This is a genomic window from Paraburkholderia lacunae (genome assembly GCF_003353175.1).
Classification (GTDB): Bacteria; Pseudomonadota; Gammaproteobacteria; order Burkholderiales; family Burkholderiaceae; genus Paraburkholderia; species Paraburkholderia lacunae.
Map to the genome: position 1 here is coordinate 272252 of NZ_QHKS01000006.1, position 14717 is coordinate 286968.

Below are 14717 nucleotides of genomic sequence, written 5' to 3' on the forward strand. Positions count from 1 at the left end.
ACCGGCACGTCCTACTGCGGCGTGACGACATGGGCGGGTCTGCCCTCGACGAACGTAACTATGTTCTCAACCAATTGGTCGGCAAGACACTGGATGGCCTCGTCACTTGCCCAGGCCACGTGGGGAGTCAGGATAAACGCGGGGTGGCCAAGCACTTCATTGAACAGGTGGTCTTCCGGCAGCGGTTCCTGTGTGACGACGTCGAACCCTGCGCCTGAGATAGTTCCGGCCTTCAGCGCGGCGACGAGCGCTGCTTCGTCGACAAGACCCCCACGAGCGGTATTCACAATCAGCGGCCGCCGTCTTCCTTTCGCTATCCGCGCGAACTCGGGTTCAGCGATCAGGTTTCGTGTGGCTGCTGTCAACGGGCAATGCAGGGTGATAACGTCGGATTGCTGGAGCAACTCGTCGAACGGCGTGTACAACGGTCCCATGTCGGTTCGGTCCTTGTACGCGGAGAAGAGCACGCGCATGCCGAGCGCCCGGCCGATTTCGGCAACGGCCCGGCCCAGTACACCGTCGCCGATGACGCCGAGTGTCGAACCCTTCAGGTCCCGGATCGGATAATCGAAAAAGCAGAACTGGCCCGACTCAAACCAGCGCCCGGCACGCACGGCGTCACGGTAGGCTGTGAGGCTCCTGCGCAAGGCGAAGATCAGCGCGAACGTATGTTCCGGGACGGTTTGCACCGCGTAGTTCCGTATGTTGCTCACGACCACACCGCGTGCAACGCAAGCTTGCAGGTCGATGTGGTCAGTGCCGGTTGCCGCAACGGCGATCATCTTCAGGTTGCTGGCGTCCGCGATATCGCGCGCAGTCAGGCGCACCTTGTTGGTCAGGACGATATCAGCGTATCGGATGCGCGACGAGACCTGCTCGGCTGCTGTGTGGTCGAAAAGTTCGAACACGTGCGGAAACGGCAGTTCTTTCAATTTCGTCTGGGGCGAAATCGTAGCCCGGTCGAGAAAGACCACTCGCAGCGGTCGCGCAGTGCCATGCATATCGGAACCTCATGTAGAAAAAATGCGTTCGGGCATTGGCGACTCGTCAACCGAACGAAGTACGCCTCCAACCGGCATTGTGCGCAGTTCGCTCCATGTTTCGGTTGCTGCTTGCTCCACGATGCTTGGCGTCAGGGAAAGGGTCGGGCGACTGGCAGGATGGCTCGTGACACGGGCGTGTAGACTCTATCGGGCCGTCTCACTGAATCTCATCCGCCGGAATAGCCGCCATGGTCAACCCCACGCACTTCGACCTGCAATCCCTGAGAGTTTTTCTGCTCGTCGCCGAGCATGGCAGCCTGACAAAAGCGGCCGAGCGCGGCCAGCTCACGCTATCGGCAATCAGCAAGCGCATCGCGGAACTGGAGAGCGTGACAGACTGTCCGCTTCTGATTCGCCGGCCGCGTGGCGTCGAGCTCACGGCAGCAGGCCGGGGATTGGTCGAGCACGCGTCCCGCATCCTCGATCAGGTGAACAGCATGGCCAGCGAAATGGGCGATTACGCCGTCGGCGTGCGGGGACACGTCAGACTGTGGGCCAACACTTCGTCCATCGTCCAGTTTCTGCCAGCCGATCTCGCGCGGTTCCTCGATGCGAACCAGACCATCAAGATCAGCCTCGAGGAGCGGCTCAGCGGTGAGATCGTCGATGCGGTGAAGTCGGGCAAGGCCGATCTCGGCGTGTTCGCGGACAACGTGCCCGCGTACGGGATCGAGCGGCGTCTGTACAGGCAGGACGAACTGGTCCTGCTCGTTCCGCAGTCTCATTCACTGGCTCGCGAGGAACATATCGACTTCGTGGATACGCTCGACGAAGACTATGTCGGACTGAGTACCGGCAGCTCGCTGCTTGCAAGGATGACCGACGCCTCATTCGAGGCCGGGCGGCCGCTCAAGCTCAGGATTCAGGTGTCTAGCTTCGACGGCATTTGCCGCATGATCGAGTGCGGGCTCGGCATCGGCATCCTGCCGCGCGCGGCCGTGAGGCCGGAGCTGGTCACCACCCGGTTGCGCATGGTAAGGCTCACGGATCCATGGGCGGCCAGAACACTGTGGATCGGCGTGAACGATTCGGCGATGGCCGCGCCGGAGGTCGCCAGGCTGTTCGACTTCCTGTCGGGCGAGGCAGATGTGGAGCCCACGAGTTCCCGGCGCTGACGGAAGATTGCCGCAGGCGGCGATCGTCGAATACCGCCCGCGGCCAGCGTGTTCGTCGTTGCCTCGACGAGCCTTTAGACAGGGTTGATTTCGTCCTGGCTGCGGCGAGTGGTCAGCGGACCAAGCACGCGCACGACGAATGCCACGATCAACAGCGCTACGGAGATGACCCCAAACATGGCGCCGGGTCCATATTGGTTCAACACCGGTAACAGAAGGAAAGGCAGCGAGCCGCTCATGATGCGGGACAACGCATAGGTGCTGCCGATCGCCGTCGAGCGCACGCGTGCAGGAAAGATTTCGGCCTGGTAAATATGGTACGCGTTGCTGAACACGTTCGAAGCGCAGGTCGTGAGCACGCCGAACGTGACGATCAGGACTGTGTTGGCGGAATACGCGAAGCAAAGACCGAACACAGCGATCGACAGGATGGACGCGACGACGAGCGTACGGCGCTCGATCCAGTTGAGCAGCGGTATCGACAGCAGCGAACCCACGGGATAACCGAGGAAAGACAGGGCCATGAACAGCGTTCCGTCGGTGACGTCGAAGCCTCTGCTTTTCACGACGGTGCTCGCCAGTGTGCCGAAGCCATAGTAGCCGAATGCCTGAAACAGGTGAAAGACTGCGAGCATCAGATACCGCTTGCCATAAGGTGCCTGACGCAGCGCCGCGATGCGCTCGCCTATGCCCAACGCGTGCGGCTTTGCAGGGCCAGCGGAGACGATCGCGGGCAGGCTCGCGCCTGCACTATCGGCGAAGCGGCGCAGCTCGGCGTGCGCCTCCTCGACGCGCCCGCGGGCCAGCAGCCAGCGCGGGCTTTCCGGCAGCCTGTGCTGGACGAGCAGCACGAACACGGCGCCGAGGCTGCCGACGGCCAGAATGATGCGCCATCCCGCCACGGTGCCGACCTGCAGCGGATTGAGCCACACCGCGAGAAAGCCGACCAGAGGCACCGCGACGTACGACGTCGTGTAGGCCCATGCGGCCAGCCGGCCTCTGCGCTCCCGGGGCAGGATTTCGGACAGGTAGCTGTCCGCAACCGGATAGATCGCACCCACGCCGATACCCGTAAGAAACCGGCAGGCCACAAGCATGCTGGCGTTGACCGAAAATGCGCCGATTAGCGAAAAGGCGCTGTACCAGAGCAGAGTAAATACGAACGCCTTGCGCCGGCCGATGCGATCGGCGAGGCTTCCAAGGCAGAACGCGCCGAAAAACATGCCGATGAAGGCCGACGCCAGCAGCAGCTTGAAGTCGGCGCTTTGCCTGTTGATACCGAACTCGTGCTGCAGCGCGGATCCGATCGAGCTGACGAGGAATATCTCGTACATGTCGAAGAAAAGGCCAATGCCGACGACCCAGACGACGAACCTGTGCAGCGCGCCTACGGGCATGTCGTCCATCAGGCTGCCGAGCGTTGCGTCTCCGGCGAACCGGCTGATCGGATCCTGCGCGACGCTGTCGTGAGGGATGGGTATCGGGGTGCCCGCGGCCGCGTCGCCGCGCAGATCGAACTGGTTGATGCTCATGACGTCTCCTTGTCGACCGGAGTTGGCGCTTTAGCGCTTACTCCGGTCCCATGCTGAGGTTGCCTGGAGTTAGTGCTTGAGCACTTACTCCAGGCCCGCAGCGGTCGACCGGAGTTGGCGCTTTAGCTGTCGACCGGAGTTCACGCTTTAGCGTGTTACTCCGGTCCCATGCAAAGCACCTACTCGGGTCCCATGCAAAGCTTGATGTGTACAGGTATGACCGTGCGGCCCGGGGTCTTTGCCCCGGTGCGAAAGCAGGTCCTTGGGTGTTACTTCGAAACTTCGGAAATCTCGATCAGGTTCAGGTCGGGGTCTCGCACGTATACCGAACGGATCTTCTGCGTGGCGCCAGTACGCACGACGGGGCCTTCGATGATCGGCCATTCCATCCGGTTCAGATGCGCAATGACGTCGTCGAGCGGCACCGTGGCGATGAAGCAGAGGTCCAGTGCGCCAGGCACCGGCACGTGCGCCTTGGGCTCGAACTCGGCGCCACGCACGTGCAGGTTGATCTTCTGGTTGCCGAAACGAAATGCAAGGCGGCCCGCACCGAAGGTTTCCAGTTCCATCTGCAACACGCGGGTGTAGAAGTCTTTCGTTGCCTCGGGGTCCACACAGGTGAGGACCAGGTGATCGAGATGATCGATCAGAGCCATTTCATGCTCCTTGTTGCGCGAACGCGCGCTGTTCGGGAATGCCGTCGGCCGCGAAAGCGGGCATTGGGTGAAGGTCGAGGCGGTGGCCGGCTTTTAGCAGCTGGCTTGGGACGTCGTGACCGATGAGGTCCGGCAGAAGGGCTGCCGCATCGAGTACCGCGGCAAGATCGACGCCTGTGTCGTAGCCGTCGAGATCCAGCATGTGAACGAGCTCTTCCGTGCAGACGTTTCCCGTTGCGCCGGGCGCATACGGGCAACCGCCGAGGCCTCCGAGCGACGAATCGAAACGGTCGATGCCGGCATCGAGCGCTGCGAGCGTATTAGCGAGCGCCATGCCGCGGGTATTGTGGAAATGGAGAGTGAGTTCGAGCTGGGGCAAGGCGTCGATCGCTTGACGGCACAGATCGCTCACTTGGGATGGGAAAGCCATGCCCGTCGTGTCGCACAGGGTGATGCCATGCACGCCGAGATCGGCGAAGCGCCGCATCCAGCCCAGCACTTTCGCGACGGGCACGTCGCCTTCCATCGGACAGCCCATCGCGGTGGAAAGCGAGACGTTGATCGCAACGCCGGTTTCGCGCATGACAGAAACAACGTCGCGAAGCTGCGCAAATGACTGCTCTCGTGTCATGCGCAGATTGGTGCGGTTGTGGCTCTCGCTGATCGACATGACGAGATTGACCTCGTCGACGCCACACGACATCGCCCGTTGCGCACCGCGCACGTTGGGCACGAGCACCGTATAGATCACGCCGGGCACACGCGTGATCTGCTGCATCACGGCTTCGGCATCGCGCAGCGCCGGGATGGCTCGCGGCGAGGTGAACGAGGTGACCTCGATCTTGGCGAATCCGCACTGGCTCAGACGGTTCACCAGCGCGATCTTCGCGTCCGTGTCCACGAATCGCGCTTCGTTCTGCAAGCCGTCGCGCGTGGCGACTTCGTGGATATTTAGTCTCTTTGGTGCTGTCGACATGTCGTCGGCTCCTTGCTAGATAACATTGCGCGAGCGCCATGCGGCGCGGGTGTCCGCATCGATGCCCAGCTCGGCGAGCACCTCGTCGGTGTGCTCGCCGAGCGCCGGGGCAGGATGCGCGATCGCGCCGGGCGTCTCGCTCAGCTTCGGCACGATGCCCGGCACCTGGACGGACGTGCCGTCGGGAAGCTCGGCATTCAAGATCATGTCGCGTGCCCTGTAGTGCGGGTCGGCGGCGATGTCGGCGACGTCGTAGATGCGGCCTGCGGGAATCTTCGCTTCGTTGAGCGCGGCGAGGACGTCGTCGAGCGAGAGCTGGGCCGTCCACGCGCCGATGGCGGCGTCTATGCGTTCCACCTGCTTCACGCGGCCGTCGTTCTGTGCGAGTGCCGGGTCGATGCCGAGATCGGGCCGGTCAATCAGCTCCATGAGCCGACGAAAGATGCTGTCGCCGTTGCCGGCAATCAGCGCGTATTTGCCGTCGCGGCACTTGTACGCGTTGGTCGGTGCGATGCCTGGCAGGCTGCTGCCGGCAGGCTGCCGGACCGTGCCGAACACCGCGTACTCGGGAAGCAGACTCTCCATCATGTTGAACACGGACTCGTAGAGGGCGACGTCGACCACCTGCCCCAGCCCTCCCTGTTGCTCCCGGTGCCGAAGGGCAAGCAGTATGCCGATGACGCCATGCAGTGCGGCAAGCGAGTCGCCGAGCGAGATGCCGACGCGCACGGGCGTGCGGCCGGGCTCGCCCGTCAGGTGCCGCAATCCGCCCATCGCTTCGGCCACGACGCCGAAGCCCGGCCGGTCGCGATACGGCCCGGATTGGCCGTATCCGGACACGCGCAACATGACCAGACCGGGATTGATCTGTCGCAGCTCGTCCCAGCCGAGCCCCCAGTTCTCGAGCGTGCCGGGACGAAAGTTTTCGATCAACACGTCGCTTTGTGCAATCAGGCGACGAGCGACTTCCTGACCCTCAGTGGAGCGCAGATCGAGCGACACGGACTTCTTGTTGCGGGACTGCACCACCCACCAGACCGAGGTACCTTCATGAAGCAGGCGCCATTTGCGCAGCGGATCACCGGTTCCCGGCGGCTCGATCTTGATGACGTCGGCGCCGAACTCCGCCAACATTTTTCCGGCGAAAGGGCCAGCAATGAGCTGCCCCATCTCAAGTACCCGAATGCCTTCCAGAGGGCGCTGCATCACCCTGTCTCCCTATGTGAAATCCATGGCGACCATGTTGCGGGATTTTCGCGGGCGCGATAATCGACGGATCGTCAAGCATGCTTTCCGGGCGGGAAAGGCGCGGGAACGGTGACCTCATGCTTGTAACGGGATGGCCGGCCCCGCGCGGTAGTTTCGCCGCCGTGGCGTCAGTTCAGGATATCTAAATCCTCCGAGAGAAGACGTTCATACTGCGCTCTGTCTATCAGCCTGGAACCCGAGTGCTTGAGCGGTATATTTCTGGCATTTCGCGCGGCCCTTAAGCATCTCTTAAGGCTCGATCGAAGCTTGTCTTCCTGATGCGGGCGACGACAGCGACTCGCGAATCTTTTTTGCATCGTCGTAAGCCTTCCATAAGGTTCCCCGTCGCATATTGGCGCCTGGACGAAACGCGAGCCGCCTCGCTCGCAGCGTCGATCTATATGCCTGTTAACGGGAGAACCAGCTTGGCAGAGATCTCGAACCATCGCGTTGCCGACATGAGCAACAAAGTGCCTGAAGCGACACTTGTCTTCTGGGCGATCAAGATCATGGCAACCACCGTCGGCGAGACCGGTGCGGACTATCTGGCCGTGCACGTCGGTCTCGGCACGGCGCTCACCGGCGGGATGATGCTTGCGTTGCTGCTCGCCGCACTGACCGCGCAGCTTCGTAAGCGCAAGTACGTACCGTGGATTTATTGGCTGACCGTGGTTCTGGTCAGCGTGGTCGGCACGCAGATCACCGATGCGCTGACCGACGGTCTCGGCGTCAGTCTTTACGCCAGCACGATTGCGTTTTCCCTTGCGCTCGCCGTGGTGTTCGCGCTCTGGTATCGCAGCGAGCGAACGCTATCGATCCACACGATCGTCACGACACGCAGAGAACTGTTTTACTGGGCCACCATCTTATTTACGTTCGCATTGGGCACCGCCGCCGGCGATCTCGCGACAGAAGCCTTGGGACTCGGCTTCATGATCGGTGTGGTGGCGTTCGGCGCGCTGATTGCGGTGGTGGGCATCGGCTATTACGTCGGCGGAAATCCTGTGCTGACCTTCTGGATTGCCTACATTCTGACGCGGCCGTTGGGCGCCTCGTTCGGCGATCTGCTCTCGCAGTCACGCGCATACGGCGGTCTCGGCCTGGGCACGATCAATACGAGCGTGTTGTTCCTGAGCGCGATCGTCGTGCTGGTTATCTTCGCCAGCGCTATCGAACAGCGGTCCATGCGCGCGGTCACCGTACGCGAACCTTGAACCTGTGCGCGAACCTTGAACCTCGAGCCCTGAATCCGCGTCGTGCGGAAAGCCACGCGCGATGCCTTCGTTTGTCACCGAATATCGAATCCAACCGAAGAGAACAATCATGAATCAACGTACCCTGAGTCGAGCCGTCATTGCTTCGTTCATCGCGATCTCCGCAGCCAGTTTTGGCCACCTCGAGCCGGGCAGGATCGGCTTTTCGTCCGCGGTGGCTGCCGAACCGGCCAAGGCGTCGAAGCTCGGCGACCTGTCGCCGTTCCGCAAGATTGCCGCCGATACCGCGGCCCTGGTCGGCAAAGGCGATCTCGCGGGCGGCAAAGCGCGCATCAAGGATCTGGAGCTCGCTTGGGACGATGCCGAGCCATCGCTGAAGCCACGCGCCGCAGCCGACTGGCACACCGTCGACAAGGCAATCGATCGCGCATTGAGCGCATTGCGCGCCGGCACGCCGAATGCGGCGGATTGCAAGCAATCGCTCGCTGATCTGCTGGCCGTTATCGACCGGATGAGCGGCAAGGCCTGACGTCCTCACCGTAATCGAATCTGGCGCCATCCGCGAGACCACGAGTGGCGCCATCGATCGATATGGTGTGCGAATCATCGTCGGGTTCGCATGACGCTTGAAACCGGCGTTTAAAGCAACCGGAATCGACTCGGCGCCGCTATGCGCCTTCAAATGGCAAGAGCCGTGTCGCGGACCAGAAGATCATTCACCTGATCGAGCACCCCCATCTTCTTCCACGTCATATAGCGAAGGTAGCAGGTCTGCTGCGGCGGAAAAGTCGCGGGGAGCCTGTGCCATTTTTCCTTGTTCTGCTGGATCCACAGGATTGCGTTGAGGATGTCCCGATCGTTGCGGCGTGGTCGGCCGCGCGCCGACGATATCGCCGGAAAGAAACGCTGGACGCGATCCCAATCGGCGTCAGTGAGGGGAATCTGGAGCATCGGCCACCCGGAATGTCTGTATTGGAAGGTCGCAGTCGTTGCGTGCTGCGTTCGTGCCGATACTAGTCAATCTATTTTGCTCGGTCAAATAGTCTTGTTGCAGTGCATGACGGTAAATCTTTGATTCTGCCAATGTGCGATGTAGCGTAACGTGGCCAACGCACGCTACGTAACGTCGGTCGCTTCGTGACTTTTTCGTGACCGGTTCGCGATCGTTCGGCGTGGCGAATCACGCGCAAAGTGTTTCGATCGATTCTCCGCTAACCCCCGCCCAGCGGGCGTCCCGGACCTCGCGTCCGGTTGGCGTCCGATTGGCTTGCGCGGTGGACACTTCACCTGGCACGACATGTGCGTAAATCGACGCGATAAAAAACACGCTTACGCCATGCACACGCTCGATTATGAAAAACCTGCTTCGCATATCGCACTCGCGCTCGGTACGGGTACCGTACGCGCTGCGCAGACCGGTTGGAACGACTCCGGCGGTGAGCCCGTGGCACTGAGCGAACTCGAAAGCCGCGTCTGCGAGGGACTGCGCGCGGGCGAGTTTCATCTTGTCTTTCAAGGCGCCTACCACGCGGCGACCGGAGCATTGGCGCGCATCCATGCGCAGGTCCGGTGGACGCATCCGGACTACGGACTATTGCTCCCCGGCAGCTTTCTGATGCCGCTCGAGCATCCGCAGGTGGCGATCGAAATGGCTTCGTTCGCGATCGACGGTGTGTGCCGCGAGCTTCGCGACTACCTGTCCTCCAACGTGCTGCTTCAACCGATCGCGATCACCGTGCCGGCTCAGGTGGCCGTGCTCGATTCGTTTGCGGCGCACCTTGCCAGCGTGGCCCGCTCATATGGCGTTGACACAGCCTTGCTGGAAATCGACGTGCCCGATAGCGCCGATGCGGCGCAGCTGTTGTCGTTGCGTACCTTGACGGCCGGACTCCGGGCAACGGGCGCCGGTATCTCGCTCGGCGAATGGGGCAATGGCGCTTCGTCGCTCGCATCGCTAGGCGCGCTCGATGTGGACGCGGTGACGTTGGCGCGCGAGTTGATGGCCGCGGTCCCCCGCAACCCTCGTGCATGCGTCGTGACGTCGGCGGTGCTGGATCTGCTTCATGCCCTTGACGTGCGAGTCCTGATGCACGGCGTCGACACGAAGGCGCAGTTGCAGTGGCTGAGCGCGTGGCCAGGCGTGCTTGCGCAGGGGGCGCTCTTCTCGCGGCCAAAGCCCGATCTGGATAGCCTGCTTGGTTAGAGCAGGGACCTCGGCGCCACGCGGCATACCGTGACAACCGCGAAGGGTGTCACGGCTTATCGCAAGATGCACAGTGCCATTGATTCGGCGGCCGTCAGGCAAACGCACGCGAGAGCTTTGCCAACAGGCCATTCCTTGCAATCCATTCAGCATAGGCGCGATAGTCGGGATCGTTCATCAGATGTCTTTCCTCGGTTTTGGCGCGCAGGAAATACAGCAGATTGACCGCGACGAGCGCCGCGCAGTGCGTGAGCGCCGGCCGCCAGCCCAACGGCTCGATGAACGGCACCGAGACCATCCAGTACGAGAGATTCTTCGCGATGTACGCAGGATGCCTGGTGAACCGGTAAGGCCCGGAGGTGATGATGCCTCGATTGGTCAGGTTCGAGAATCGCAGTCCGAACGAGATGGTGGCGAGCGCGTAGCACATCAGCAGGGCAATGATTGCCGTGCCCCAGATCACTCTGACAGCCGGCATCGATATCAGCCAGCTGTCCCAGAACATCGAGCCTTCGTAGTGGATGTACTGGTTGGCGATCAGCGACCAGAACGGCTGATAGCAGATCACCGCGACCAGCCAGCCGAGCACGGTCGGTTCCGCGCTGCGCACGTGGCTGTCCAGAATGCGCAGCGTGCACAGGTAGCCCACCGTGCCGAACATCAGGTCCATCGTGAAGGACAAGTCGTACATGAACCTGAACGTCGAAAGCGAGAACGGTGCGTTTAGCGCCGTCGCTAGTGAGGCATTGAGATGATCCGCATCGGTCGAAAGATAGACGATCATCAGCGGCAGGAAGAACGCCTTCACCAGCCATCCGGCCAGCATTTCACGCACGGGGCGCCAGTTGGCCGGGCGCTGTCCGCGAAACAGCAGGCGGCCCCACAACATATAGGCATCGTCGAGCTCGCGCTGATGCCTGTCCATCCACGCAAAGTAAAACGGCGCAGCCACGATGAGATACGGCGCGAGCGTGCCGATCAGCGACCAGAACGGGTTGTAGAACGCGCCGTGATACTCGGGCAAGAGCCAGTAGAGCAAACCGATGCCTGCATACACGGAGGCAAGCGCGGCAAGACGCAAACCGACGCGCGCGGTGCTCAGCGGCCGAACGGCGCAGCCGGCCAGTCCGGCGCTTGGGCGCAGATACACGCGTGCAACGAACAGTTCGTAGGCGGCGATCGTCGCGATGATCGCGACACAGGCGGCAGTGCTTCGGCCCGCGCCGTCGAGCGCGATGCTGTTGCGCAGTGACCAGAGCGTGAGCAGGCCGGCGGCGATGCCGAGCAAGCCCACAAAAAACGGCGTGGCCGAACGCGGCCGCCGCTCCTGAAGGTGGGCTGCGGTATCCAGGGTGGAGTTCATGCCGTCCTCGTATTCATGACATGGAAGGCGGCCGGGCTTTTGATTTATTGAGGTCCGGCCGCTGTGCCGACTACTGCTTCCGACGTCGTGCTTATTTGCCGGCGGTGCCGCCGGGCAATCCGCCGACAAGGTTTGTCACCGGCGCCAGCAGACCCGCGTTCGTCGAACTGCTGCTGCCAGCCGTGCCTGCGCTGCCGGTCAGTCCGCTGACGAGACCGGTGACGGGTGCCAGCGGCGAAGTCTTGTTGCCCGTGGTGCCGCTGACGGTCGAGGTCAGTCCGCTCACCAGACCGGTTACCGGCGCGAGCGGCGCGCCTTGGCCTGAGGCGCTGCCCAGCGTCGAGGTCAGCGTGTTGACGAGACCGGTGACTGGGGCCAGCGGGCCGCCCGAGCCGGAGCCGCCGCCCAGCGATCCGAGATTGCCGATCAACCCGGTCAGCGGCGGGATGGTGACGCCGCCGCCTGTGCCGCCGAGTCCGCCGCCGAGCGGACCCAGCAGGCTCACGGTCTGTGCGAGCGGGTCGGTGGTCGCGCCGGTGAGCAGTCCGCCGGTGCTTGCGACGGTTTGGCCGGACTGGCTGACGGCGCCGCCAACGTCTTGGCCGACTGGATTGCTGGTGGCCCCCGACGCTTGCACACCAGCCGAATCGAGTCCACCGCCGAGCGTGCTGATCAGAGTATTGAGCGGCGTGCCCAGACCGGTGGCGTTGCCGATGGTCTGTGTCGCGTTCGAGACCGCGAGCGTGATCGGGTTGATGATCGAGCTCAGCTGCGTCTCGACTTTCTGAACCGGGGCACTGGTGAGCGCCGAGTTCAGTCCGGAGCCGACTGCGACGACGCCGTTGCCCACCCCACCGACGACGCTGCCCAGCGTCGAGGTGACAGGTGCGAGCGGCGCCAGAGGCCCTGTGCCGAGACTCGACACGACGCCGCCAACCGCGGCAACGGCCGCGCCCGTATTCGAAACGACGCCTGATGTGGAGGTCAGGGTCGGGCCGAGCGGATTGGCGGAGCTGCCGAGCGTACCCAGGCCTGCGGCCGTGCCGTCGCCTAACGCGTTGACGCCGCTGCCGAGATCGGTGAGAGCGGCGCCGAGATTGGCCGTCGTTGCGCCGTTGACGCCGGGCATGGAAGTGCCGGTGACCTGGGCGCCTGCATCGGCGACCGACGTGCCCACCGCGGTGATGAGGTTGCTGCTTTGAGTGACGACGGTGCCGATGGGGGTGGAGGAGGTCCCGGAAGACGTACCGGAGGAAGTCCCTGAGGAGGTCCCCGAAGAAGTCCCGGAGGAACTCCCCGAGGAGGTCCCCGAAGACCCCCCCGACGAACTCCCCGAAGAAGTCCCGCCCAGTCCACTCCCGCCGACCCCGCGAGGCGTATCGAGGGTTGACCCGCAACCGTAGAGTGCAAGCAATGCGTACGTCGCAACAGCGATAGCTGTCCGACTGGCGAAGTTCTGCATGATGTCCCCGAAAAAAATACTGTTGGCGGACCATCGCAGCAAATTGCAGGCCAAATGCGGAATATCGCTTAATTCGCTTGAAGCAGTGTATTTATATTTGATGAGTCTGGATAACGAGACATTTAAACCTATAAAAACGTCATTTCGTCTCGCTTGACGATCCCATGTTCCGCCGGTGCTACGTAACGTCTGCGGCGAACGTAACGTTGGCGCCAACTTACCGACCGCGTCTCGGTTCGCTGCCGATTAAAACGGCTCGCGTGCAAGCCGACGCCAACAAACACCGGACGAGGGGGGCCGCGTACGCTCATTACATCCCACGCGCGTGCCGATCCCCACTATCATCCTTGGCACATTCGCGGGAACCGGAACTCGCGTGGTTTGCGAACCGTGTCCCGGCCATTCGTCTTCAAGACAAGCGCCGCGCTGTTTCGGGAGTCGCAGTCTGAACAGCGCGTCCCTGGTCGATTCGAACGCCACGAGGAGCATGCAATGTCGGCAATCCAGAATATCAAGAAGATGTTTGTGCTGATGCTCGAGAACCGTTCATACGACAATATCTTCGGCTGGTCGGATCTACGCGGCTGGACGCCGAACGGCGTCGCGACGCAGGCGGACGGCCTGCTCGGCAAGCCGCCGTTCCAAAGCGTGGACGCCAGTGGACATGCCTATACGATTGCGCAAGGTGCGCCATACCGGCTCGCGTTCGACCCGGGCCATGAGTTCACCGATACGCTGGTGCAGTCGTGCGGCGGGGCCGACGCCCGGCGCTTGATGGCAAACGCCGTGGCCGACTCCGCCGTGCTGCAGGACGGCATCTACCCGCCACCGGCCGCCGGCGCCAACGATCTGGGCTTTGCGTGCGACCTCGGCGCGCATGGCTACGACATCGCGACGGGCCTGCGCGCGTTGACTCCCGACCAGCTTCCCGTGCTCAACTTCCTTGCGCAGCAGTTCGCGGTCTGCGACCGGTGGTTCTCGTCGATGCCGGGTCCGACATGGCCGAACCGTTTTTTCGCGCTGGCCGGGACGTCGTGGGGACTCGATCATTCGCCTAGCGACTCTGAGTCGATCGGCTCGACTCTGTTCGACGGCGCGAAGTTCGGCAACGGTGGCGACTCGCTGCTCACCCGCCTCGCGCCTACGCAATGGCTGGTCGCGCACGGCGACATCCCTCAGTCATGGGCGCTCAAGGGCGTCGACGCCCACGCGTCGAGCTTCGTCACCCATGCGGATTTTTTCGCGAGCCTGGCGAGCGGCAACGTGGATGCGAGTTTCGTCTTTATCGAGCCGACCTACGATCCAATGGGCAACTTTCGGAATGGCGAATCGATGCATCCATGCGGCGACGTCCGCCTCGGCGACGCGCTGGTCGAGCGCGTCTACAACGCCATCAGGACCTCGCCGTATTGGGAGGAAAGCGTGCTGCTCATTCTGTTCGACGAGCACGGCGGTTTTTTCGATCATGTCGTTGCGCATCCGACGGTCGTGTCCGGCATGCCCGCGCTCGCGCCGGTTGCGCCCACCGCGCTGACGAAGCGCGGCTTCCGCTTCGATCGCTATGGCTTTCGCGTCCCGGCGGTCGTCGTCTCGCCCTACGTGAAGCAGGCGACGATCGACCATACGTTCTACGACCATCTGTCGATGGCGAAGACGCTCGCGAAGATCGTCCAGCACGCCGATGGGCCGCTGCTCGACACGCCGCGTTTCGCGGATGCGGGCGACTTTTCGGCTTTGTTCACGTTGAATCAGCCGCGCAAGGCGGACGAAATCCACGCGTGTCCGCATGCGTTGCCCGTCGCGCCACCGGCAACAGTCGCCAAAGTGAATAACAGCGCGGTCGCGTTCAACTCGCTGAATTGGCCGGTCAAATCCATTTATGCCGGCGCGTAGGTTCATCCACGT

13 protein-coding genes are annotated in these 14717 nt (G+C 62.6%); 5 read left to right on the plus strand and 8 right to left on the minus strand.

Annotated elements, in window-relative coordinates:
• Positions 1-11: 11 nt before the first annotated feature.
• Complete coding sequence (locus DLM46_RS11435) at positions 12-1001, minus strand: D-2-hydroxyacid dehydrogenase (protein ID WP_115100865.1); 990 nt, start codon at positions 999-1001, stop codon at positions 12-14.
• A 230-nt stretch (positions 1002-1231) separates the two neighbouring features.
• On the opposite strand from DLM46_RS11435, the gene DLM46_RS11440 reads away from it, so the two are divergent.
• Positions 1232-2158, plus strand: a complete 927-nt coding sequence (locus DLM46_RS11440; protein WP_115100866.1) for a LysR family transcriptional regulator — start codon at positions 1232-1234, stop codon at positions 2156-2158.
• Positions 2159-2232: 74 nt separating this feature from the next.
• Here the strand turns inward: DLM46_RS11440 and DLM46_RS11445 are convergent, their stop codons facing one another.
• From DLM46_RS11445 to DLM46_RS11460, 4 genes are all read right to left on the minus strand, one after another.
• The gene (locus DLM46_RS11445) at positions 2233-3690 is read right to left on the minus strand and encodes an MFS transporter (protein ID WP_115100867.1); all 1458 of its coding nucleotides are present in this window, start codon (positions 3688-3690) and stop codon (positions 2233-2235) included.
• A 269-nt stretch (positions 3691-3959) separates the two neighbouring features.
• Positions 3960-4346: a VOC family protein gene (locus DLM46_RS11450; protein ID WP_115100868.1), complete on the minus strand. Its 387-nt coding sequence runs from the start codon at positions 4344-4346 to the stop codon at positions 3960-3962.
• Between the two features lies 1 nt (position 4347).
• Positions 4348-5322, minus strand: a complete 975-nt coding sequence (locus DLM46_RS11455; RefSeq protein ID WP_115100869.1) for a hydroxymethylglutaryl-CoA lyase — start codon at positions 5320-5322, stop codon at positions 4348-4350.
• Between the two features lie 15 nt (positions 5323-5337).
• Positions 5338-6528, minus strand: coding sequence for a CaiB/BaiF CoA transferase family protein (locus DLM46_RS11460; RefSeq protein ID WP_115100870.1), 1191 nt, complete (start codon positions 6526-6528; stop codon positions 5338-5340).
• Between the two features lie 500 nt (positions 6529-7028).
• On the opposite strand from DLM46_RS11460, the gene DLM46_RS11465 reads away from it, so the two are divergent.
• Entirely contained in the window at positions 7029-7784 is a 756-nt protein-coding gene (locus tag DLM46_RS11465; protein WP_115100871.1) for a COG4705 family protein, read from the plus strand.
• 109 nt (positions 7785-7893) lie between these two features.
• Positions 7894-8313, plus strand: coding sequence for a histidine kinase (locus tag DLM46_RS11470; RefSeq protein ID WP_115100951.1), 420 nt, complete (start codon positions 7894-7896; stop codon positions 8311-8313).
• A gap of 149 nt (positions 8314-8462) precedes the next feature.
• On the opposite strand, the gene DLM46_RS11475 is transcribed toward DLM46_RS11470, so the two are convergent.
• Positions 8463-8735: a transposase gene (locus DLM46_RS11475; RefSeq protein WP_115100872.1), complete on the minus strand. Its 273-nt coding sequence runs from the start codon at positions 8733-8735 to the stop codon at positions 8463-8465.
• Positions 8736-9120: 385 nt separating this feature from the next.
• Between DLM46_RS11475 and DLM46_RS11480 the strand changes: the two genes are divergently transcribed.
• A complete protein-coding gene (locus tag DLM46_RS11480) occupies positions 9121-9987 on the plus strand; it encodes an EAL domain-containing protein (protein ID WP_244306088.1) in 867 nt (288 codons plus the stop codon).
• 94 nt (positions 9988-10081) lie between these two features.
• Here the strand turns inward: DLM46_RS11480 and DLM46_RS11485 are convergent, their stop codons facing one another.
• Positions 10082-11350 (minus strand): methyltransferase family protein, encoded by a 1269-nt coding sequence (locus DLM46_RS11485; protein WP_115100874.1) that lies wholly within the window; start codon positions 11348-11350, stop codon positions 10082-10084.
• 91 nt (positions 11351-11441) lie between these two features.
• Positions 11442-12812: a collagen-like triple helix repeat-containing protein gene (locus tag DLM46_RS11490; protein ID WP_115100952.1), complete on the minus strand. Its 1371-nt coding sequence runs from the start codon at positions 12810-12812 to the stop codon at positions 11442-11444.
• 492 nt (positions 12813-13304) lie between these two features.
• On the opposite strand from DLM46_RS11490, the gene DLM46_RS11495 reads away from it, so the two are divergent.
• Positions 13305-14705 carry an alkaline phosphatase family protein gene (locus DLM46_RS11495; RefSeq protein ID WP_244306090.1) on the plus strand — a complete coding sequence of 467 codons (1401 nt, stop codon included), beginning with the start codon at positions 13305-13307 and terminating at the stop codon, positions 14703-14705.
• The last annotated feature ends 12 nt before the right edge of the window (positions 14706-14717 follow it).